The organism is Geomicrobium halophilum (assembly GCF_014207655.1).
In the GTDB taxonomy this organism is placed as follows: domain Bacteria; phylum Bacillota; class Bacilli; order Bacillales; family Marinococcaceae; genus Geomicrobium; species Geomicrobium halophilum.
Map to the genome: position 1 here is coordinate 1,477,813 of NZ_JACHHJ010000001.1, position 21,730 is coordinate 1,499,542.

The following is a 21,730-nucleotide window of genomic DNA, read 5'->3' on the forward strand; positions in this document are numbered from 1 at the left end:
ACATATTTCCCCTCTTTCAAAAAACCTTTCCTCCATTTTAACATATGCAACGGGGGGTATACGATCATTTGTTTGGAGGAATTGTTATTGCTTGGAGCCGGGTCGATCTGCGGGGGGACTCTCACCCACTTACCCTGCTTGGATCTCCCCATTGTGGTAGACATCCTGGACATCATCGTTGTCTTCGAGCATGTCAATAAGTCTTTCCACCTTATTTGCATCTTCACCTTCGACTGCTGAGGTTGTGCTCGGTATCATCGTCTGTTCACTTGAATCAATCGGGTAACCGCCCTTTTCGAGTTCGCTTCTAACTTCTTCCAACTCAACCGGCGAGGTCCAAATCAGATAATACTCCTGTTCTGATTGAACATCGTCAGCCCCTGCGTCGATGGCTTCTAGCATGACTGCTTCCTCATCATCTTCATGTAACTTGTTCTTTTCCAAAACAATGAGTCCTTTATCTGTAAATAGAAAAGAAACACAGCCATCTTCCCCAAGATTACCGCCGTTTCTGGAAAAAATATAACGAATATCCGCAGCTGTACGATTACGGTTATCGGTTAGAGCTTTTACGAATACGGCAACGCCACCGGGGCCATAGCCTTCGTAACTCATTTCCTCATAACTCACCCCGTCAGTGTCACCGCTCGCCCTTTTGATGGTTCGTTCTATATTATCAGAGGGAATATTTGCTGCCTTCGCCTTTTGTATGGCTAAACGCAGGCGAAGATTCGAAGCCGGATCATCGCCGCTTTCTCGAACAGCAGCAAAAATTTCTTTAGATATTTTTGTAAATATTTTCGCGCGCTTAGAATCCTGAGCTTCTTTGCGGCGTTTTATGTTATGCCATTTTGAATGACCTGCCATAAAAACTGTCACCTCCAGTATGTAAATATATCATGTCAAATCATAATTCTCCAGAATTTTGGATAGTTAAGGTCTTTCCACCATCACAAAAAAGAGGCCTTTATTGGCCCCTTTTTTGCTATCGACTACGTTCGAATGGACGTTGGGCAGCATCTCCCAAGTCTTCAATCATATCGGTGAGCGTTTGTTCTGTTTCTTCTAAAGCATTGCCGGTTCCCTCAGCCAAATCGTTTTGGATGTTCCCTAGCTCTTCAAAGTTATCTTCATCATCTGTGACGAATACTTCTTTATCAGCATCCATCTCATCTTCAATTTCTTGTTCAATGTGCTGGATCGTATCGTCAGTATCGTCACCATTCGTTTGAATACCGACAACAACATGCTGATCATCAACAACAACGTGACTGTTGTCTACGTTATCCATATCATTGACCTCTTCTTCAATCTTGCTAGCTAGCTCCTGAGCTTCATTATCGTCGTTTTGGTTGTTTGCATTCAGTTGACCGTGATCGTTTTGCATGCCAGCATTACCATTGTTACCTGCATTGCCTGTTTCATAACGATCACCGCGTTGGAAATTTGCATCACGCTCTTGATCGGTATACATATTTCCGTCTGCGACATCACGCGGGTTGTTATAATAAAAAGATCCTTGACCATCGTTCAGGTTACGCGTTCCATCACCTTGACCCTGCTGGTTCACTTGGTTGCCACGATCTGTCCGGTCATCGACAGTAAACATGTCTGTAATCGGACCTTCACCACGATCCCCACGCTCATTGTCCCAAGCTGCTTGTTGTTGGTTATCTACTTGATTCATCCCTGTATTTCCACCGTTGGGTCCAGCAGCATTATCGTCTGCTGTTCCACAACCTGCTAAACCTGCTGTAATAATTGAAAAAGCGGTCACTGATAGTGCCATCTTCTTCATAAATTAAATCCCCCCTTCACACTTTAAGTTGTGAAGAAAAGGGGATTGTTACACCTGTCATTTAGAGGAAGGGTCACCAGTTTGCTTACTTTGACCTTCGCTGTGATTTCGGGGTCTTGATGGCCGATAATAAGAATGTTCCTCCGTCGCTGGTTCATAATAAGGAACCGGCGGATAAAAGCTGTAGGGATCCGTCATAGGCGCTGCCATTGGCGGTGGAGCTGGAGCAGCATATGATGGATATGTTGGCATTGGGTATTGTACCGGTATAAATTGTTCTTCCATACCCGTTTGCCTTAATCCGCCGCCGTACCCCTGGGAATGGAAAAATTGGTCATACCCTTCCTGATAATAGCCTTGCTGAGCAGGATCGTTCATAGGATACCCTTGCGGCGATGGCATTCCATTGTACGGTTGTGGATAAACTGGAACCATACAATACTGCATGAGCTGCGGCGGCATGGATTGCGAACATGGTTGCTGCGGTGTGTATGGTGAATGCTGTGGCTGCTTATCAAAATTCTTGTTTCCACACTTTGGACATGGTTTTTGTAGTTTAGGTTTTTCCATTGGTTTTTTCTTATATACCGGTTTTTCTATTTCCTTTTCCTTTGGCTTCTCTTTCTTTTCCTCATACTTTTCCGGTGCAGGTTTTTGAATTTTCGGCGGGAGCTCCATTTTTTCTTTTTTCGGTTTTTCCGGTATTTCTTTCTTATATTCCTTTTTTTTAGGCGGTTTCGGTTTTTCTGGAACCTCGGGTTTCTTCGGTACTTCCATTACCGGCATCTGCTTCGGAGGAGGTTTTATTGTATGTTCTTTTTTTGGTTTTTGCGATTCTTTCGGTTTTTCAGGCATTTCCTTCTTCGGCTTCGGCGGCTCTGCGGGCTTATATTCAGGTTTTTCTTTCTTCGGAACTTCTTTGGTTTCTTTTGGACCTTCCTTTTTGATTTCTTTTTTCACGCTTTCTTTTTTGGCTGGAATTTTGATTTTCATTCCCGGCATAATCATTTCCGGGTCTGCTAAATGGGAGTTTGTCGCTTTTAATTCCTCGAAATCAACATCATATTTTTTGGAAAGGTTCCATAAGGTATCGCCTTTTTGAACAATATGAATTTTCATGTTTACCCATCCCTCCTGTACACATGGTTTTACCATTATCCGCTAACCGTATTGCATCCAATACAAGATATGCGCCGAAACTGGCAAGTATTCATGTGAAGAGGAATGGGGTTACATTATACTGTGTATTCCTTTTGTTCTTCATAAATCACCGCTGAAGGGTAAGTACCGAGCACACGAGTTTTACAACCGATCGCCTTCATTTCTTCTAAAGCACCAGGCAATAATACTTTATCATACGCATGGTCAATATCGATGATGAAGAAGTAATGACCAATTCCCGTTTTCATCGGCCTTGATTCAATCTTTGACAGGTTAAGTTTACGCCAGGAAAACGCTGACAACACCTGATGAAGAGCTCCAGGATAATCAGATGGCAGCGTCACAACGATCGTGGTTTTTTCTTGTCTTGACTGTTCAAGTTCAAATCGTTCTTCCTTAGAAGAAAGCAAAACAAAACGAGTATGATTGTTAGGAAAGTCATGGATGTTCTCAGCCACGATTTGTAACCCATATTTTTGAGCCGCTAATTCGTTCGCTATAACGCCACGCTTTAGGCTTGGGTCTTCCGATACTTCCTTTGCCGCTTGTGCGGTTGATGTCGCATATACCCACTGTGCTTCTGAAAACTGTTCCATTAAGTATTCATGGCATTGCGCAATAGCTTGAGGGTGCGAATACACAGCCTCCAATGCTTGCAGATCAGAGGCATTATCCTCATGGACGAGCAAATGCTGGGCAATCGGAATTGCTAACTCTGCCACAATCGGAAGATTATGCTTGTGTACAAGGTAATCGAGTGTAATATTAACCGATCCTTCAATCGCATTTTCCAATGGGACAATGGCGCCATCAACTTCTTGATTGTCGAGGGCTTGCAAACAACTTGGAATATCTTTATAGGGGATCCGCGTGGATTCATTTAAAAATGTAACAGCGGCTAGCTCAGTGAAGGTCCCTTTTGGGCCTAAGTAGGCAACTTTTTTCATCGTTCGTCACTCTTTCGCTATAAATATGTGTTCATAAAGGAGGAAAAAAGGAGCCGAGTAGCAGTTTCAAGCCTGAGGTTTCTCAGACTTCTATCCTCTATAGCTCATCTTTATTTTTTGCGGACCCTGTTCCTGATCCGATCAGTTCTACTTTCTCTACAGCTTGCATCTCTTTAATTCTTCGCATGAGTTTTTGTACTTCTACGTTCACCATTGTAGTATCAACGGTGAGCGTGACGTTCGCTCTTCCCTGTAAAGGAATGGTTTGATTAATCGTGAGAACATTTGACTGCGTATCAGCAACCACCCTTAATAGCTCCGACAAAGCGCCGGATTTATCTATTAGATGAATGGAAAGAGTAATGATTTGTGCCTGAATCATCGTATGAAACGGCAAGATCGCATCTTTGTATTTATAAAAAGCACTGCGGCTAAGCCCAACTTCCTGAACCGCATCACCGACCGTCGTTACAGTTCCGTTATCTAATAGACGTTTGGCGTCTAACGTTTTTTGCATCGCTTCTGTTAGCATATCTTCACGCACGAGAAAAAAATGATCGACTTGATCTGTCAACTATACCACCCCACTTACGAAGTCTTACATTCCTTACTCCATAAATTCGAATTCAATACCGAGTAATCGGATGGTATCTCCGTCTTTAGCGCCGCGCTCCCGCAAAGCAGCATCAACCCCCATTTTACGTAAAGTGCGTGAAAACCTTTCCGCTGATTCTCGGCGGCTCAAATCAAGCATTCGTACGCGTCTTTCTAGTGGTTCACCATATAAAACGAATGCGCCGTCGTCATCTCTTGTAATTTCAAATTCCTTTTCTTTTTCATACCGATACACAGCTCGAGATTCATCTTCATCTATATCTTCGGTTATTGGCTCTGGTTCTGGAGCTTCATCTAAGCGATCGGCCACGTTTCGGATTAACGAATCCAACCCTTGCTTGGTGTGGGTGGATACACGTTCAATACGTTCACCAATATTGGTTTCTAATTTTTGTATGAGCTCCTCGCTGCCCGGCATATCAATCTTATTTGCGACGATAAGCTGTGGCCGATCTTTTAACGCTTCGTTATACTTTTCCAATTCACGATTAATCGTTACGTAGTCCTCATAAGGATCACGTCCACTCATCCCCGATACATCCAGCATATGAACGAGTATACGTGTCCGTTCAATGTGACGGAGAAATCGATGACCCAGACCGACTCCTTCATGAGCTCCTTCAATGATTCCCGGTAAATCAGCCATAACGAAGCTCCTGCCGTCTTCAGAGGCAACGACACCTAAATTTGGATCAATGGTTGTAAATGGATAATCAGCGATTTTAGGCTTGGCCGCTGTTGCTACAGATAAAAATGTTGACTTCCCGACACTTGGGAAACCGATGATCCCTACATCTGCCAGCAATTTCAGCTCTAGGGTAACCTCCAATTCGACTCCCGGCTCCCCATTTTCCGCATGTTCTGGTGCCGGATTTGCAGGTGTGGCAAAGCGTTTATTCCCGCGGCCACCCCGCCCGCCTTTGGCCAGGAGCTTTTCTTCTTTATGTTCAACTAAATCTGCAATCACTTTTCCGCTTTTTTTATCTTTAATCACCGTACCTGGAGGGACAGTAACAATCAAAGGGTCTGCACCTTTTCCATGCTGCCCCTTCGGCCGGCCGTTTTCTCCATGCTTGGCTCTAAAATGATGTTGATAGCGAAAATCCATGAGCGTCCGTGTACCTTCATCAACTCGAAAAATAACGTCGCCGCCTTTTCCACCATCCCCACCGGCAGGACCTCCGTCAGGGACAAATTTTTCCCGGCGATAGGCAACCATGCCATTGCCGCCGTCTCCTGATTTCACAAATATATTCACATAATCGATAAACATCTATTTACACCCCTCAATCAGCATACACATCAAACTCAATATTCGCAGGCTATTACATCTCTTTATTGTACCACATATTAAAGAATTGAACCTCTCACGACTGACGCAAGTGTAAATCGCTGAATCTTCGCTCGATTTCCGAATTTAAGTGGAATCGAACGACATGCTGGAAATCATAAAATGAAATACACCACCGCTCGCCATCCATTTGTCATCAAGCATGTTAGCTTACACGAACGATTACAGTGGAAAGACGCCTGCCCCCGTTTGACAAGCGTCTTCATTGAAGGGCTTTAACTGCGACTTCCTGGCCTTGTCGGACGCAATCCGGAAGCCCGATCCCTTTATAAAAGGCCCCCGCTATATACACCCCTGGGTATTCTTTGGAAAGGGCAGATTCCCAATCAGCGACCCGTGTTTGATGGCCAACGGTATACTTCGGCATTGCATTTTGCCATCGGGTTACATTTGTAAAGAGGGGTTCTTCTCGAATCTCCAAAAAAGACCTTACATCCCTAAGAGTTTGTCCTACAATTTCTTCATCACTTTTGGAGACAATATCGTCATTTCCCGGACGCCCAACAAAACAGCGTAAAAGTGCATGCCCTTCTGGAACCATGTTTGGCCATTTTTTATGCACAAGTGTCACAGCTTTTAAGACAGCATCATTTCCTTTAGGAATAAGAAAACCCGTCCCTTCGATACGATCCGCAAGGGCAGAGGATTTTAACGCAATGGCCACTGTAGCAATGGATGCGCCAGGCAGCGACTTCATCTCTTCACGTGCTGAAAAGGAAGGGAGGACGTTTGCTGTAATCTCATGGGGCATGGTGAGTATCACACGGTCGGCTTCTTTGTTTGTTCCATCTGCAAATTGTAGGTTATATCCGTTTTCAAGTGGAGTCAATTCAAGAAGCTGTTTCTGTTTATGAATCGAACCTTCTCGCGCTTTTTTTTCTAATTCATCGACAATGACAGACAGCCCACCCTTAAACGTACGAAAAAGGCCTGATTTTTGTCCGGTGCCGGCTGATTGTTTTCGCTGTTTGGCCATTGACCTGGAACCAAGAATCAAACTGCGATGCTTTTTGCCCATATAGCTAAATTGCGGAAAGGTCGACTCTAGGCTCAACTCATTCATCTCACCGGCATACATCCCGGATAAAAGAGGTTCGAGAACCCGATCAACGAGTTCGTCTCCAAACCGTTTACGAAAAAAAAGACCAAGAGATTCATCGTTTCCTTCTGTTCGTTTGTCAGGCAACCATAGGTCTGCAGAAGCCCGTAATTTCCCCGAATTTGAAAGGAGCGAGGAGCGGAGAAAAGGCCTTACTCTAGTAGGAATCCCCATTACAGAGCCTTCAGGGATGGGATGAAAATCCCCGTTATTCACGATAAAGGCTTTTCCAGTTTCATTTTTTACCAATTGATCTTCCAACCCTAATTCCTGAGCGAGAGAAAGCATTTCAGGCTTTCGGGCTAGAAACGAATCCGGACCACGTTCAATGGTGAATCCCTCACGATGCAAGGTTTCAATTTTACCACCGAGTTTTGAATCTGCTTCAAAGAGTTCAGCCTCTATATTCATCCCGTTCACTGCCCGTTGTTTTTCAAGTTCATGAAAAGCTGATAGCCCAGTAATTCCTCCCCCGATAATCGCAACTTTCATGTCCGATCCATCTCTAATTGTTTAAAAATCGCGTCAGCCAACCCTTGAATAAATAATGGTTGGGTATTGGGCATTTCCGGGCGTTCATAGTTAACACCAAGATCATCGGTGACATCTTTACATTCAATGTCATTGTCATATAATACTTCGAGATGATCCGAAACGAATCCAACAGGGCAATAAATAAAGGTTTCATAGCCATGTTTCTCATAAAGCGCGCGTGTTAAATCCTGGACGTCAGGTCCGAGCCATTTATCTGCTGTATTCCCTTCACTCTGCCAGCCAGTCTCATAATTTTCCACGTCAGCCGCTTCCGCAATGAGCTTTGCCGTTTCCTCGAGCTGTTCAACATATGGATCGTTATCGACGAGAATTTTTTCCGGTAAGCTATGGGCAGAAAAAATCACCACTGAGTCCTCTTGGCTATGATGTGAAAATATCTCCTTCAATTGATCGCTCCAAAACTGTAAAAACTTCGGCTCCCGATACCAACTGTCTACAGCATAGATCGTTGGTCCATCGATTTCTTCAGATTTTTCAATTGCACGCCCATTATAAGATTTTACACTAAAAGTTGAATAATGAGGCGCTAAAACGATTGACACCGCCTCTTCGATACCATCGGCTTTCATTTGCTCCACAGCATCCTCAATAAAAGGGTCGATATGTTTGAGGCCAAGATATGCTTTGAACTCTATATCCACGGCGCGTTCATTCAACTGATCTTCCAGAGCCTGCTTCTGTTCTTCGGTAATACGTGCAAGCGGTGAAATTCCGCCAATAGCCTTATAACGGCCGATTAAATCATCCAAGGCTTCTTGACTGGGCTTACGGCCATGGCGAATGTGTGTATAGTAAGGTTCAACCTCATCTAAACTTCGCGGCGTTCCATAGGCCATCACTAATAACCCCATTTTTGTTTTAGCCATGTCGGTATTCCTCCTTAATTCGTGGCAGAGTATTCGTGGACGAAGGCGGTTAATCGTTTCAAGGTCTCAGGTTGAATACTAGGGGTGACTCCATGTCCCAAATTAAAAATAAAGGCCGGGTCATCTTTTGTCTCATCAAGAATCTGCTTCGTCCGAGCTTCAATAACATCCCAGGGTGCATGCAGAATGGCTGGGTCAAGATTTCCCTGCAATGCTTTCGTAATTCCAAGTTCACGGGCCTCGGTTACAGAGGTCCGCCAGTCCAATCCAATGACATCGAGATCAAGATCATCCCACTCCAAGAGGAGATGGCGGGCACCAACACCAAACATAATTAATGGTACACCCTCGTCTCGGAGGGCTGAAAAGATCTTTTTCATCGCCGGCTTTACAAATACCCGATAATCGGATGCATTCAATGCCCCTACCCAGGAATCGAAAATCTGAATCGCTTGTGAACCGGCGGCAATCTGCGCTTTCGTATAACTAATCGTCATATCCGCCAATCTGTCCATCAAGGTCATCCACGTTTTTTGGTCTCCATACATCATTGCTTTCGTATTCTCGTAATTTTTCGAGGGACCGCCTTCCACCATATAACTGGCCAATGTGAATGGTGCCCCCGCAAAAGATATTAAGGGCACACTCAACTGTGTGCGCAACAACCGAATCGTGTCGAGAACATGAGCCACATGATCATTAGGTTGAAGTTCCCCCAACTGTTCAACGTCTTTTAAGGTTCGAAAAGGCTGGTCAATCACTGGGCCGATGCCTGGTTTGATTTCAACATCCACGCCAAGCGGCGGCAATGGCGTCATAATATCCTTGTACAAAATCGCCGCATCGTTATTATATTGTTCCACCGGTAACCTCGTCACATAAGCACATAGCTCCGGGTCGTGAGTGATCTCAAAAAGGGAGTACTTCTCTTTTAACGCGCGATACTCAGGCTGAGAACGTCCGGCCTGCCTCATATACCATACAGGTTTCTCACGTCCCCCTTCCCCCCGTGCTGCTCGAAGTAAGCGATTGTTAAATGTCGTCAACGTAAACATCCTTTCAGGTAAACCCTAAATAAATAACTCATCTTACCGATTTAAACAATCATTCTTATGTACAGAGTTTATATTAGCATGTCCAATTGCATAGGCAAATCAACAAGGGTAAAAAATATTCCTCCCCCTTTTTACCATAAAGAAGAGCGAATGTCTTGTATCACTATTTCGGTTGTCCGATCGTTCATAAAATCGTAGAAAACCAATGACCATCGCCCATTTATTTTATAACTTTTGGCCTTCCCATTTATCTACCGGCCTCTGTGCCCTCTGTGTTTTCTTGGGTGACATGTATAGGAGAATATTCCCCATATGTTTCAGAAGAAATATATTTCAATGAAGGCTTTGAACATTAACAAAGCAAAATGAATAAATCCCTTTCATGTAATTGTATCTAGAAGGGAAATCTTCGAATTAGAATGCAAAACGGATGGTTTGATTCTCGTTTTTCACAATATCCCGAACGTAAGGGCGAAGCGAATCATTATCGATTGGGAAGCGCTTCGACCATCTCAGCACAGATGAACGAGCGACCCGTACCGGAGAAGATGTGAAAAGGGGAATACCGGCTCTCACGAATGAAGGAATCCAATTAGCTTCAGAAAGTGAAGAGTCAACCTAAAACGATCAATAAGAAGACCGTTACTATCGAAAAATCCCACAAAGCCATCATGGGAAGGTATCATCGCTGCAGGATAGAGGCAACCGCTGAAATGTTGAACCCCTGTCCGACGAGCCTTACCTCCTTCAGCACTAACTCGGAAACAAGTGACCCAGAATAGCCAAACGAGTTTCATCACAGTGAATAAGTAAAAAGAACTTTAATCATGCTGGCACCAACAGTTCAACGATCGCTGTAACTATGAAGAACAAGGAGCTGTTATCATTTCACAAGTCAAATTTCGAAGGAATTGACTGTGAATGTAATTTTCGTTTTAAAAATGACTCTAAAATCCAAGTCATCTCACTCAGGATCATTGAAGATACTCCCCCTGATCCGGCATCGCTATTGTATCAAATTCCTGAACGAGTGTTTGCAGGCCATCCTTCAGTTCCTTGCCAAACATCGGCATACCATGACCGGGAATTAGCATTTCTGGGCTTAAATGATTAAGCTTTTCAGCGGATTTTTTTGCTTCTTCCCAGTCTGTAGTAAAATATCGGGGTGGGCCTTGGACTTCTTGTGTTTGCGTGAGCACCTTGTAAAGTTCGTCTTGTTTTACAGTGATGACAGCATCCCCTGAAATCAAGAGACGATCTCTTTCTCTAAAAAGAGATATATGACCAGGTGCATGCCCAGGGGTATGCACCCATGTCCATTCACTTAAGAATGGCACCCCTCCGTTCTCAGGCAATTCTTGCACGGCGTCGCCCAGTTGAATCGATTCATTTGGGAATGACCTGGAAACCTTGGCCACAAGTCCGCCTTCCACACCAGGGTCTGGTTCAGGATAATCTTTTTCCCCCGTTAAATAAGGAATCTCTAAGGAATGAGCAAAAACCGGAACCTGCCATTCATCAGCCAATTCCGCTACTGCCCCTACATGATCAAAATGCCCATGCGTAAGGATGATCGCTTGCGGCGGTTGAACCTCATTGAATTCCTTTTCTAGTGAACCAATTAAATCATCTCTACACTTTGGCATACCAGTGTCTATTAATACCCAATTGCGCGTAACATCCCCGATCATACATACGTTTACAATCTGAATCGTTAAGCAGTGAACATCGGTCGTCACCTGTTCAATTACGCCGTTATTTTTAGATGTCATCGGGAGTATGAGTCCATTGGGTCCATGATTCTCTTGTTCTTGTTCTTGTTCTTTCATAAGCCCAACTCCTCGCTTTATATGATCAGTTTTATTCTTTCTAATCCCGTTGAAATTATGTAATCGGAAAAAGCCCCCAGACTTCAATGGGAGTCCAGGGGCTTTTCGCATAGTATATTAAAACCATGACATCATTTCCACATCAGCGATGTTCGAAGGCTCTCCTTCCTGTCCGGTTTGAGGGTTAAGAGGCACAACCATATAATCATTAAGAGAAAACATGTTAGCCCCAGTCACGGTGTACGATCCTTCTCCCTCTACTTCGTCAATTTTATTAGCTTCGTCACCATTCACTTCATAGACGTTGTATACGAGGCGCTCATCATCAGCTTCTGTCCAATTAAGTTCCACATTTATAAACCCTTCACCTTGAAGCGTTAGCCCCGCTGAAAGGTCATCAACTGTCGCTAATTGCACTGGCGGCTCTAAATCTTCAACCCCTTCTGGTTTTTGAAAAGCAATTGCTTCCTGATCTACGTTCGCCGTGTTTAAGATATCTTTAAACATACTCGTCGGATAGGAGCTCCCACCTTCTAAATAATCCTCTTCAGTGGTTTGATCATGACCCATCCAGAGAGCCCCTGTATATTGCGGTGTATATCCGACAAACCAGGCATCTCGGTTTCCACCTTCAACTTGTTCAAAACCAGTCGTTCCTGTTTTACCTGCAAGCGCATGGTCGGTATCGCCAGCTTGACCTGTCCCTTCATCGACAACGTCTTCAAGCATACGGGTCATGTACCAAGCCTCCTGCTCTTCTAACAACTTTTCTTGATTCTCTTCATGGACGTACAGCTCCCTGCCGTCAGTACTCTCTATCTTTGAGATAAAGTAAGGTTCAGATTTTACGCCTTCATTGGCAAAAGTGGTATACGCCTCGGCCATTTCTAACGGCGAAACACCTTCAGAAAGCCCGCCTAAAGCCATTGATAAACCACTGTCACTGTCATCAAAGGAAGATACTGCCTGTTCTGCCCACTGTTTCCCAGTCCCTACGCCCATTTGGTCGAGCAGCCATACCGCAGGCGCATTGGTTGAATTTACAAGCGCATCCCGCATCGTCATGGAGCCGCTATACTCTCCACTTAGATTTTCGGGACTGTAATCGTCATAATCTTCATAGACCATTTCTTCATCCTTTAGTAAGGAATAAGGCTTGTAATCACCAGAAGCAAGCGCTGGTGCAAATACCGATATGGGTTTAAAAGCAGAACCCGGTGCTCTCGGAACAAGCGAACGATTCAGCCCCTTTCGAACGTAATCCCTGCCGCCATGAATGGCTTTCACCGCACCAGTGCTGTTATCCAATAGCACAAAAGACCCTTGAACATTCTCATTATCACCCGGGAAATTTTCCTGGCTTTGCATGGCCTCAAAGGACGCTTCCTGCATCTCGGAATTTATGGGAAGCTGGATCGTATATCCGCCAGTAAACAATTCATTCTCACTAAGCTCAAAACGTTCACGCCCTTCCTCAACCACCATATCCACATACGTATACAGCGATTCATTCATCCCGGGCTTTTCGTAAATGTCAGTCGTGATCGCTTCCCCTTCGGCTGCTTGCTGCTCATTTTCATCAATATACCCATGCTGTTCCATGAGCGCAAGAACTGTATTTCGTCTAATCTCTGCATTTTCTACATCGGAAGCAGGGGAATATTGATATGGAGCCTTCGGAATCGCTGCGAGCAAAGCACCTTCAGCTGTCGTTAATTCACTCACCGGTTTATCAAAATAGGTTTCAGCGGCACGAGAAATCCCATAAGTTCCATGTCCAAAATAAATTTGATTTAAGTACATTTCCAGTATTGTTTCCTTACTGAATCTGCGCTCCAGATTCATACTGATCAGCACTTCTTTCGTCTTGCGCAGCCACGTCTGATCCTGTTCTAAAAAGACATTTTTCGCAAGCTGTTGGGTGATCGTACTTCCCCCTTCAACCTTGGCACCTGCGAGAATATCGCGATAAAGTGCGCGGCCAATGGCCCAGAAGTCAACCCCCTGATGGTCGTAAAAACGATGGTCTTCAACGGAGATAAAAGCCTGTTGTACTTCCTCTGGCACTTCCTTAATTGAAACATATTCACGATCTTCTATATATAAACGCCCGAGCTCTTCGCCCTCTTCATCGACTAATGTCGTCGTCTCGGGAAAATCAAGCTTAGATTCATCCACTAATAAACTTCCGGCAACGAGCACTGCTGCGTAGCTGCCGACGGCAATGACCAACATCGATAGAATAGCAACGATGGTTAGATAGAAACCTTTGTTGAATCGTTTCATTCGTATCCTCCACATTATTCGACTACGCTCCCTATTATAATATATAAGTTGGCGTAAAAACATGTAAGCTGATGGAAGATTTGTAAAAGATTCATGAGAAAGTGACGCAAACTGGTATCATTTTCGCCGTTTCTGAACAACCTTAACGTCGCCCAATACGCTATTAATTTTGATGTTAAAGTGTCCGAAAGAACTTGCGGGATGACCGACATCAATTGTTGACCGCTGGATAATTCCGTCTTCTTGATGACCGAGCGCTTTCACACTTCCTAAAAGGGTGTTCATTTCCACTGTTGCCGACCACTTTTCCGGCAACTTAATTGTCGTATCACCAAGCACATTCATCAGCGAAAGATCCATGAGTTCCCCATCCATAAGCGCACGCTCCAAATCAATCTTTGCACTGCCAAGGATGACGTTTAACTCAAGCTCATCACCAACGGAAAATGCCTGTTTTTTAATTTTGTAATCATTTAAGATGACCCATTTACTCCGCGGCAAAATGATGCGGGGATCTGATGACCCTTCTGAATATACCTTTTGCGCAGGGAAATCCCTGTCCACATCAATTTCCTCCACTGGCTGCTTCATCTTTATAATTAGTAAAAATAATACAGGGATCACAATCAGAAAAATCCATGTCGCTATGGTAGTCCAATACCCAACCATTACGCCTGCGGACAGTAACATAAATAAGTAAGCGCCGCCTTCATGGGCATTCACAACAAAAAATGCGGCAACGACCGCGAAAATGAATGGCACGATAAATCCAAAAGCACTGGTGCTCCCAGCAAAGATTGCTTGAAAAATAAGTCCTAGAATAATGAAAGTCAGGGAAGAAATAGATAAACCTCGGCGTTCCATACACGCTCCTCCTCGTCTATCCTTACTTTTACTTTATACGTGATCATGTGTAAAATGGTTTCGGATCTATTTTTCTGTGACAATTTTAATAACGATGGATGATTACACACATTTTTCAGTTACAATATTGATAGAATAAAATAGGTATTATGTACAACTTGTCATTGATTTACATAAATTGGAGGTATTTTCGACATGGAGGAAGTATCCATTAGTCTCGCAGGCATCGCGTTCTTCGCGGGGATGATCTCCTTTTTTTCCCCATGTATCTTCCCATTGGTACCCGCTTATTTAGCCCAATTAACCGGTACCAATGTTTCCGGTGGAATGGTGAATGCAGAGCGGCACCTTATCGTTTCTAGAAGTCTTGGCTTTATCGTTGGCTTTACGATCATCTTCTTATTAATGGGGGCATCAGCGACCCTCATTGGTGAATGGTTCCGCATGTATAGCAGTGCCCTCGAGCAAATCGGCGGGATCCTTATCATTATCTTTGGCTTACAAATGTCAGGAGTTATCTCAATACGGGCTTTGCTTTCAGAAAAAAAGATTGGCAACGCTACACCTAAAAAAGCAACGAGCTTCCTTGGATCGGTCGCATTTGGACTTGTATTCGCGGCGGGATGGACTCCTTGTATCGGTGTCGTTCTTGGTTCACTTTTAGCTCTAGCGACCACCGAAAGCCTTGCAGCTGGGACAGGAATGCTTTTGATTTATTCCATTGGCCTAGGACTCCCTTTTCTCGTCGTATCGTTAATCTATGCCCGTTCGCTGAATAAGTTAAGCCGCCTTAATCATTGGCTGCCTAAGATCCAACAATTTAGCGGTGTGCTTATGATCATCCTTGGAATCCTGTTATTTTCTGGATACTTCCAAACGATCTCCACGTATCTCGCCAGCTTTGTTCCAGAATGGTTATAATGCTAACAATGAAAAGCCGCACTTTCCACTGATAATTGCGGCTTTTTTTATATACCCAAAAATATATAAAAAAAAGTATAAATCTACCCTTTCTTTAACCATTTTATCTGATTCCTTCGTTCTTCTTCATAACAGAAAAATGAAATATGTTAGAATAAAGTATACAGTTTATGTGGGAGGGGTAGAAGTTGGAGAATCAATTATATGAACGATTGAATGACCTTTATCAAGAAATGGTCGATATTCGACGGTATTTACATCAAAACCCTGAACTTTCATTCAAGGAAGTAGAAACACCTGCCTATATTGCCCGCTATCATGAAGCACTCGGGCTTGAGGTACAAACAGGTGTCGGCAAGCGGGGAGTTGTCTCTACATTAAGAGGCGGAAAACCGGGCCCTACCATTGCTTTACGCGCCGATTTCGACGCACTGCCTATTCAAGATCAAAAGGATGTTCCATATAAATCCAAAGTCGATGGCGTCATGCACGCTTGCGGTCATGACGGTCATACAGCAATATTACTCGTGCTCGCAAAAGCATTAAGGGAGCAAGCGGAAAACATTGAAGGAAACGTTGTCTTTATCCACCAACATGCAGAAGAGCATGCGCCGGGAGGGGCTGCGCCCATGATTGCTGATGGCTGCCTCGAAGGCGTCGATGTCATTTTCGGCACCCACTTATGGGCCGTCGATCCACTCGGTACGATTCAAAAACGCAGCGGCCCCTTTATGGGAGCGGCTGATCACTTTTATATTCATGTCACAGGAAAAGGCGGTCACGGCGCTGAGCCACACACGGCAACCGATGCGATCGTCATTGGATCACAAATCGTCAACAATGTGCAGACCCTTGTGTCAAGACGTTTAAATCCGCTTGAATCAGCGGTCGTTTCCATCGGTGGTTTCGTTGCCGATAACGCTTATAATGTCATCGCGGAAACCGCTACCCTCACTGGGACCGTGCGTACATTTAACGAAGATGTTCGAAATCAAATTGAGCATGATTTAAACGAAATTATAGTTGGAACCGCTAAAACAGCAGGTGGCGAAGCAAAACTAGATTACCTCCGCGGGTACACCCCGGTTATCAACCACGAAGCTGAAACCCGATACATTGCAGACATTGCAAAGGATGTACCAGGGGTTGAAAGTGTGGTCACACGCGAACCTGCTATGGTTGCAGAAGATTTCGGTGCTTATCTGGAACAAAGAAAAGGAACCTTTTTCTTCACTGGTGCAGCATTTCCAGACCGGGAAACGAATTTTCCACACCATCACCCTAACTTTGACTTCGACGAGCGAGCGATGTTAATAGCTGCGAAAACCCTCGGCAAAGCTGTGCTGCAGTATAAATAACATATTGAAACCCCGGCAGGAAAGACCTGTCGGGGTTTTTCAGCGCAAGGTGCAGTTGTTCTAGCGAACTCCTTCGCGCTTCTCATCTATCATTCAGTCATTAAAACACAACACATATTCGCGTTATTCGACGTCTTCCTTATCTTGCTCCTGAAACCAGCGGATCCGATAACTATATTTCGCCGCTTCTCCTAACAGGTCGAGAAAATGATAATTCACCGTCGCTCCGACAATGGCCCCGAAACCAGGAATAAGTTGCAACGTTTTCGGTACATCAATATAGTCGCGGTATTCCAGCTGAAACTTCACCCAATCAATCGCTTCATCGGCAGTCAATTCGCCTGGAAAAGAATCGATAAATCCTCCCCAGTCATCGATGCGTGCGAGTGTTTCCTGTTTATTTTTTTCACTCGAAAAGGCCATTTGGAACACCTGAAGTAAAAACAAGCGTTCTTCGATTTTTACGGGGTTGAAGCCGTAAAGATGGGCGGCCGTGAACAAAAAGCGCATTTTGATGGCCATAAGAAGGGGCAAATCCGTCATGCCCAGGAAAATGCCGCCCGCACCTGTGCCTGCCCCTTCGATACTAGCTGTTCGTTTATACGAAGTGATGGCTTCCTGCAACTTCTTTTCCCGCTCTTCCAAACTTACCGCTTCCAACGGCTCCGATTTCGCCACATATTCTGAGCCGGAAAGCGTCGTTTCAACCATATTGCGAACCGCAGAAGCAACCGCCTCATGAACGCGCCCCGGGATTCGCTGATTAATTTTCCCTTGTAACCCTTTTGTCCATGTTTTCATCATCGAGGGATTCCTGGATATCTTCCTGCGCCAGTCATTCAGTTCCACCATTGCGTGTTTTTCGTATGACTCTGTCATAGGCTACCCCTCCCCTGAGATCATTCCTACCTACGACCTCTAATCGCTATGCATCAAAATACTTATTCAGTTGAAATTCTGAGTAGTAGAGACTGATGGCAACTCCTACAAGGAGTGCAAGAGCCGCCATGATCATCGGTACAGATGTCAACGCTGTGATCACCGCAAACCAAAACGTTTGTACGAGTAATACCCAGCGCACCATAGATTTCACCGCGCGTCTACGGCTCATATCCGGCACCGGGTAAATGGATGGCCACAATAATACGTCATGGTGATTGTAGATGGTGGCCATTTGTGCCCCTGTCATGTAGATAAACAAACCGACCACCACGAGGACCATCCAATCCCAAGCAGCGGGCGCAGCATAAATGAGCAATGCACCAACAACAGCGAGCCGAATACATATGCCTAGATAATCCCCCGAACGGGCAAACGTTTTCCCGTACAAGTATATATACGTATTGGCCTTTTGATGACGAATTCGTTCAAATGGTGCCGCCAGCCAACGCCGCCTATGCACGGTAGACTTCACATGGCGCACGTCGGTAAAGGCGTTTGCCAGACGGTAAAACGAATGCAGGCGCTGTTGCTCCCGGGCAATGAGCGTTTCCCATTTTAACGGATGATTGTAATGCATCGGGCGGTAATACAGGACCATCACAGCGAGCATGATCAGAGCGATCACTGCAGCGAACCACCACGCCGTTTGCAGCAGAAAATAGACGAATACAACATTGACAACGAAACGAAGCCAGCGATGACGCGAATGGGCAGCCGAAAATTGTTGTCTTATTTCTGTCCATTCCGCTACAATGTTCCATAACTGCGCAGCTACAAGTACAGCCATCGTCACGACTAAAGCCGTTAGCTCACCTGGAAGCCGGTCTAAATAAAGAGGTGCAAGTAAAAATAAGATTAGAAAAAGGATCGCTCCCTGCCAGAGCCAGCTATAAACGATGGCTTTACGTATATATGGCCCCATTTGCCCTTCGAAAGGAAGCAAAAATACGAGATCCCCTTCTTTTACAAACGTACGTACCGGGCTTCGAGTGAGCAAAAATGCAAACAATATGGTAAGCACGAGCAGGACAGGAAAACCGGCAGGTAGCCACTCTAAAAACGATTGGTAATAAAAGCCAATCATCAATAAAGTTCCGTAAACAGCTATTGCCAATCCGCCGTTTGCCATCAAGCGAATGTAGCGGATCGCTTCGTTCCAGTAATTACGTGAACGTTCACGCCAGAGTTCTACTGGATTCATAGGGATTCTTCCTTTGTCATTTCGATATAGAGCGTGTCAAGGTCTGCTTCCGGCATTTCAGCTTGCTTTCGTAACTCCTCCATCGTGCCTTGCATATAGACACGACCTTGATGAAGCAAAATAAAGCGATCGCAATGTTTCTCCGCGGTTGAAAGAATATGCGTACTCATTAAAATACCGGCTCCATTTTTTTTCATCGTGATCATGCGTTCGAGAAGTGACTGGATGCCCACTGGATCCAAGCCTACAAATGGCTCATCGACGACATATAATTCCGGCTCAATCAGGAACGCGCACATGACCATCACCTTTTGCCGCATTCCTTTAGAAAAATGACTGGGAAACCAATGAGTCATCTTTTTCATACGAAAGGTTTCGATTAACTGTTCGGCACGCCCTTGCCAATCCTGATCGGAAACACCATAAGCCATGGCTGTTAAACGTAGATGTTCCCACAACGTAAGTTCTTCATAAAGGATGGGCGTTTCCGGGATAAAACCGATACGCTTACGGTAACTATCCAAATCCTCCGCCATCGTTTTCCCCCGCAGGTGAATCGTTCCGTTAATCGGCTCCAATAACCCTAATATATGTTTGATGGTCGTGCTTTTTCCGGCTCCATTCAGCCCGATCAAGCCTACGATTTCCCCCGATTCGACTTGAAATGAAACTTCTTCAATCACTGGTTTACTCGGGCTATATCCCCCTGCTAAATCCTCAATATGTAACAATGACGCCATTGTTTACCTCCTCTTGCAGCTACATATAACTCCTTCCATTGTACCGTCTAAGCGAGAAAAAGGGAAATGCTCGTACACATACTCCAAAACTTAATGGGCAGATTCGTGTACGTCTGTTATGATAGGATATAATAGTGGGGTTCAAAAAGGAGGACAAAAAGAGCCGAGTAGGTCGAGAAGACGTTGCTTTTAGCATCCTGCCTGCACGACGAAAGCATTCACTTCTTAACTTAACAGAAGGAAAAGTGGTTCTTTTTCGAGGCTATGGTTTCATACGTGAGGAGCTTTAGAAGCAAGACGACGAAGAGATACGAAAGGGTATTTTTCCCCGACTTTTTGAACAACCTTTACTACCGATAAATGAGGAGGGGTTTTAATGTCCAATCAATCCGATTGCATTTTCTGCAAAATTGTACAAGGTGAGATTCCTTCCAGTAAAATTTATGAGGACGAAGAAGCTGTCGCTTTTTTAGATTTGAGTCAAGTTACAAAAGGGCACACGTTATTGATCCCTAAAGACCATCAGGAAAACATTTTTTCATTAAACGAAGAAACAGCTGCTAAGCTCTTTTCAAAAGTACCGGAAATTGCCCGCGCGCTGAAAAAAACCTTCAATTGTGATGGCTTGAACATCGTCAATAACAACGGTGAGAAAGCAGACCAATCCATTTTTCACTATCACTTACATTTTATCCCGCGCTACGGTGATGACATTTTATACCATTGGGTGGATAACAGTGACAAATACACGACCGAAGATTTGCAATCGTATGCGCAGGACGTAAAAGCGAATTTGGAATAAATGAACAAGCCATCAGGAAGATTGTGCAACAAGCTTCCTGAACTTATATACATAGGGAGGTTATGGAATTGACAACAAGAAGAATTCATAACTTCAATGCTGGGCCTGCCGCTCTCCCTCTAGAAGTTCTTCAACAGGCAGCATCCGAGCTTGAGGACTTCAACGATACCGGTATGTCCATCATGGAACACAGTCATCGCGGAGAAAGTTACGAGGAAGTGCACAATGAAGCGATTGCTCTTGTCAAACGTCTCCTTGACATCCAAGCCGATTATGAAGTTCTGCTTTTACAAGGAGGAGCGAGTTTGCAGTTTGCGATGGTTCCGTATAACCTGCTTGCACCATCTCAAAAAGCAAATTACATGATGACAGGCTCCTGGTCGGAAAAGGCGAAAAAAGAAGCTGACATCTTGGGGCAAACGTATAGCGGCGCAAGCACAAAAGACGAAAACTATGCGTACATACCTGTTTTTGACCAAATTGAAACCGATCCGGAAGATGCCTACATCCATGTGACTTCCAACAACACCATTTACGGAACGGCTTGGCAACGGGAAGATTTTGAACGAATGTCTGAGTGGAGCGCACCTGTTGTTGTTGATATGTCGAGTGATATATTCAGCCGCACCCTGCCGATTGAAAACTTTGATCTGATCTATGCGGGAGCACAAAAAAATCTTGGCCCATCCGGAGTCACCCTTGTCATTATTTCTAAAGCAATGCTCGAAAAGAGTACAAGCATCACTCAAAACGTACCGAGTATTTTACGCTACAATACCCATGCAGATAAAAATTCTCTCTATCACACGCCACCAACCTTTGCGGTTTATATGCTAAAAAATACACTGCAATGGATTGAAAACGCAGGGGGCCTTACAGCAATGGAGGCCGAAAACCGAAAAAAAGCACAGCTTTTATATAACGTGATTGACGAAAGCAACGGTTTTTATCAAGGGCATGCACACCCAGATAGCCGTTCAGACATGAACGTTACCTTTACGCTTCCTAGCGAAGCGCTGACAGATCGCTTTCTTCAAGAAGCTAAAGACCTGCATTTCATCGGCCTAAATGGCCACCGCTCTGTCGGCGGCTGCCGCGCCTCCATTTATAATGCCGTTTCGTATGAATCCTGCAAAGCCCTTCGTGATTTCATGATTTCATTTCAAATAAACAACCAATAATCACTGCATCCGTAATGATCTTTTCATCGTTACGGATCTTTCATTTTAATTAAGAGCCGAGAAGCAAAGGACATAAGCAGAAGTTTTTTGAACAACCTCTTTTCTTTTAAATACTTTTTCTCTATACTAAAAGCATAACGACAATATATTTTAAAAATT

19 protein-coding genes are annotated in these 21,730 nt (G+C 44.4%); 4 read left to right on the top strand and 15 right to left on the bottom strand.

From position 1 onward, the window contains the following. Positions 1-129: 129 nt before the first annotated feature. From HNR44_RS07245 to HNR44_RS07300, 12 genes are all read right to left on the bottom strand, one after another. A complete protein-coding gene (locus HNR44_RS07245; RefSeq protein WP_184403389.1) occupies positions 130-867 on the bottom strand; it encodes a YebC/PmpR family DNA-binding transcriptional regulator in 738 nt (245 codons plus the stop codon). Between the two features lie 118 nt (positions 868-985). Then, positions 986-1,798: a YhcN/YlaJ family sporulation lipoprotein gene (locus HNR44_RS07250; protein WP_184403390.1), complete on the bottom strand. Its 813-nt coding sequence runs from the start codon at positions 1,796-1,798 to the stop codon at positions 986-988. Positions 1,799-1,855: 57 nt separating this feature from the next. Beyond that, on the bottom strand, positions 1,856-2,917 hold the full coding sequence (safA, locus tag HNR44_RS07255) for a SafA/ExsA family spore coat assembly protein (protein WP_184403391.1): 1,062 nt from the start codon (positions 2,915-2,917) through the stop codon (positions 1,856-1,858). 116 nt (positions 2,918-3,033) lie between these two features. Beyond that, a complete protein-coding gene (gene pheA / locus HNR44_RS07260; protein ID WP_184403392.1) occupies positions 3,034-3,906 on the bottom strand; it encodes a prephenate dehydratase in 873 nt (290 codons plus the stop codon). Between the two features lie 97 nt (positions 3,907-4,003). Beyond that, on the bottom strand, positions 4,004-4,480 hold the full coding sequence (locus HNR44_RS07265) for an ACT domain-containing protein (RefSeq protein ID WP_184403393.1): 477 nt from the start codon (positions 4,478-4,480) through the stop codon (positions 4,004-4,006). 33 nt (positions 4,481-4,513) lie between these two features. After that, complete coding sequence (gene obgE, locus HNR44_RS07270; protein WP_184403394.1) at positions 4,514-5,794, bottom strand: GTPase ObgE; 1,281 nt, start codon at positions 5,792-5,794, stop codon at positions 4,514-4,516. 280 nt (positions 5,795-6,074) lie between these two features. After that, positions 6,075-7,463, bottom strand: a complete 1,389-nt coding sequence (gene hemY, locus HNR44_RS07275; RefSeq protein ID WP_184403395.1) for a protoporphyrinogen oxidase — start codon at positions 7,461-7,463, stop codon at positions 6,075-6,077. Beyond that, positions 7,460-8,392, bottom strand: a complete 933-nt coding sequence (gene hemH / locus HNR44_RS07280; RefSeq protein WP_184403396.1) for a ferrochelatase — start codon at positions 8,390-8,392, stop codon at positions 7,460-7,462. The genes hemY and hemH overlap by 4 nt, the downstream gene beginning before the upstream one ends. A gap of 14 nt (positions 8,393-8,406) precedes the next feature. Further along, on the bottom strand, positions 8,407-9,447 hold the full coding sequence (gene hemE / locus HNR44_RS07285) for a uroporphyrinogen decarboxylase (RefSeq protein ID WP_184403397.1): 1,041 nt from the start codon (positions 9,445-9,447) through the stop codon (positions 8,407-8,409). A 974-nt stretch (positions 9,448-10,421) separates the two neighbouring features. Beyond that, positions 10,422-11,276 carry an MBL fold metallo-hydrolase gene (locus HNR44_RS07290; RefSeq protein ID WP_184403398.1) on the bottom strand — a complete coding sequence of 285 codons (855 nt, stop codon included), beginning with the start codon at positions 11,274-11,276 and terminating at the stop codon, positions 10,422-10,424. A gap of 117 nt (positions 11,277-11,393) precedes the next feature. Next, positions 11,394-13,562: a transglycosylase domain-containing protein gene (locus HNR44_RS07295; protein WP_184403399.1), complete on the bottom strand. Its 2,169-nt coding sequence runs from the start codon at positions 13,560-13,562 to the stop codon at positions 11,394-11,396. A 117-nt stretch (positions 13,563-13,679) separates the two neighbouring features. Next, positions 13,680-14,426, bottom strand: a complete 747-nt coding sequence (locus tag HNR44_RS07300) for a LiaF domain-containing protein (RefSeq protein ID WP_184403400.1) — start codon at positions 14,424-14,426, stop codon at positions 13,680-13,682. A 195-nt stretch (positions 14,427-14,621) separates the two neighbouring features. On the opposite strand from HNR44_RS07300, the gene HNR44_RS07305 reads away from it, so the two are divergent. Further along, positions 14,622-15,347 carry a cytochrome c biogenesis CcdA family protein gene (locus HNR44_RS07305; RefSeq protein WP_184403401.1) on the top strand — a complete coding sequence of 242 codons (726 nt, stop codon included), beginning with the start codon at positions 14,622-14,624 and terminating at the stop codon, positions 15,345-15,347. Between the two features lie 188 nt (positions 15,348-15,535). Further along, positions 15,536-16,705 (top strand): amidohydrolase, encoded by a 1,170-nt coding sequence (locus tag HNR44_RS07310; RefSeq protein WP_281381360.1) that lies wholly within the window; start codon positions 15,536-15,538, stop codon positions 16,703-16,705. A gap of 123 nt (positions 16,706-16,828) precedes the next feature. Here the strand turns inward: HNR44_RS07310 and HNR44_RS07315 are convergent, their stop codons facing one another. Genes HNR44_RS07315 through HNR44_RS07325 form a run of 3 tightly spaced genes read right to left on the bottom strand, consistent with a single transcriptional unit; the run spans position 16,829 to position 19,588 of the window. Continuing rightward, positions 16,829-17,584 (bottom strand): EcsC family protein, encoded by a 756-nt coding sequence (locus HNR44_RS07315; RefSeq protein WP_184403402.1) that lies wholly within the window; start codon positions 17,582-17,584, stop codon positions 16,829-16,831. 46 nt (positions 17,585-17,630) lie between these two features. Then, positions 17,631-18,848: an ABC transporter permease gene (locus HNR44_RS07320; RefSeq protein WP_184403403.1), complete on the bottom strand. Its 1,218-nt coding sequence runs from the start codon at positions 18,846-18,848 to the stop codon at positions 17,631-17,633. Further along, the gene (locus HNR44_RS07325; protein WP_184403404.1) at positions 18,845-19,588 is read right to left on the bottom strand and encodes an ABC transporter ATP-binding protein; all 744 of its coding nucleotides are present in this window, start codon (positions 19,586-19,588) and stop codon (positions 18,845-18,847) included. Before HNR44_RS07325 ends, HNR44_RS07320 begins: the two co-directional genes overlap by 4 nt. A 376-nt stretch (positions 19,589-19,964) precedes the next feature. Here HNR44_RS07325 and HNR44_RS07330 point away from each other — a divergent pair, with 376 nt between their 5' ends. Then, positions 19,965-20,390: an HIT family protein gene (locus HNR44_RS07330; protein WP_184403405.1), complete on the top strand. Its 426-nt coding sequence runs from the start codon at positions 19,965-19,967 to the stop codon at positions 20,388-20,390. 62 nt (positions 20,391-20,452) lie between these two features. Further along, positions 20,453-21,571 (top strand): 3-phosphoserine/phosphohydroxythreonine transaminase, encoded by a 1,119-nt coding sequence (gene serC, locus HNR44_RS07335; RefSeq protein WP_184403406.1) that lies wholly within the window; start codon positions 20,453-20,455, stop codon positions 21,569-21,571. The last annotated feature ends 159 nt before the right edge of the window (positions 21,572-21,730 follow it).

Coding starts and splice junctions, on each gene's coding strand:
- HNR44_RS07325 (WP_184403404.1), bottom strand. CDS start 19,588: ATGGCGTCATTGTTACATATTGAGGATTTAGCAGGGGGATATAGCCCG.
- safA (WP_184403391.1), bottom strand. CDS start 2,917: ATGAAAATTCATATTGTTCAAAAAGGCGATACCTTATGGAACCTTTCC.
- HNR44_RS07320 (WP_184403403.1), bottom strand. CDS start 18,848: ATGAATCCAGTAGAACTCTGGCGTGAACGTTCACGTAATTACTGGAAC.
- obgE (WP_184403394.1), bottom strand. CDS start 5,794: ATGTTTATCGATTATGTGAATATATTTGTGAAATCAGGAGACGGCGGC.
- HNR44_RS07295 (WP_184403399.1), bottom strand. CDS start 13,562: ATGAAACGATTCAACAAAGGTTTCTATCTAACCATCGTTGCTATTCTA.
- serC (WP_184403406.1), top strand. CDS start 20,453: ATGGAATTGACAACAAGAAGAATTCATAACTTCAATGCTGGGCCTGCC.
- HNR44_RS07245 (WP_184403389.1), bottom strand. CDS start 867: ATGGCAGGTCATTCAAAATGGCATAACATAAAACGCCGCAAAGAAGCT.
- HNR44_RS07290 (WP_184403398.1), bottom strand. CDS start 11,276: ATGAAAGAACAAGAACAAGAACAAGAGAATCATGGACCCAATGGACTC.
- pheA (WP_184403392.1), bottom strand. CDS start 3,906: ATGAAAAAAGTTGCCTACTTAGGCCCAAAAGGGACCTTCACTGAGCTA.
- HNR44_RS07250 (WP_184403390.1), bottom strand. CDS start 1,798: ATGAAGAAGATGGCACTATCAGTGACCGCTTTTTCAATTATTACAGCA.
- HNR44_RS07330 (WP_184403405.1), top strand. CDS start 19,965: ATGTCCAATCAATCCGATTGCATTTTCTGCAAAATTGTACAAGGTGAG.
- hemH (WP_184403396.1), bottom strand. CDS start 8,392: ATGGCTAAAACAAAAATGGGGTTATTAGTGATGGCCTATGGAACGCCG.
- HNR44_RS07315 (WP_184403402.1), bottom strand. CDS start 17,584: ATGACAGAGTCATACGAAAAACACGCAATGGTGGAACTGAATGACTGG.
- hemY (WP_184403395.1), bottom strand. CDS start 7,463: ATGAAAGTTGCGATTATCGGGGGAGGAATTACTGGGCTATCAGCTTTT.
- hemE (WP_184403397.1), bottom strand. CDS start 9,447: ATGTTTACGTTGACGACATTTAACAATCGCTTACTTCGAGCAGCACGG.
- HNR44_RS07305 (WP_184403401.1), top strand. CDS start 14,622: ATGGAGGAAGTATCCATTAGTCTCGCAGGCATCGCGTTCTTCGCGGGG.
- HNR44_RS07300 (WP_184403400.1), bottom strand. CDS start 14,426: ATGGAACGCCGAGGTTTATCTATTTCTTCCCTGACTTTCATTATTCTA.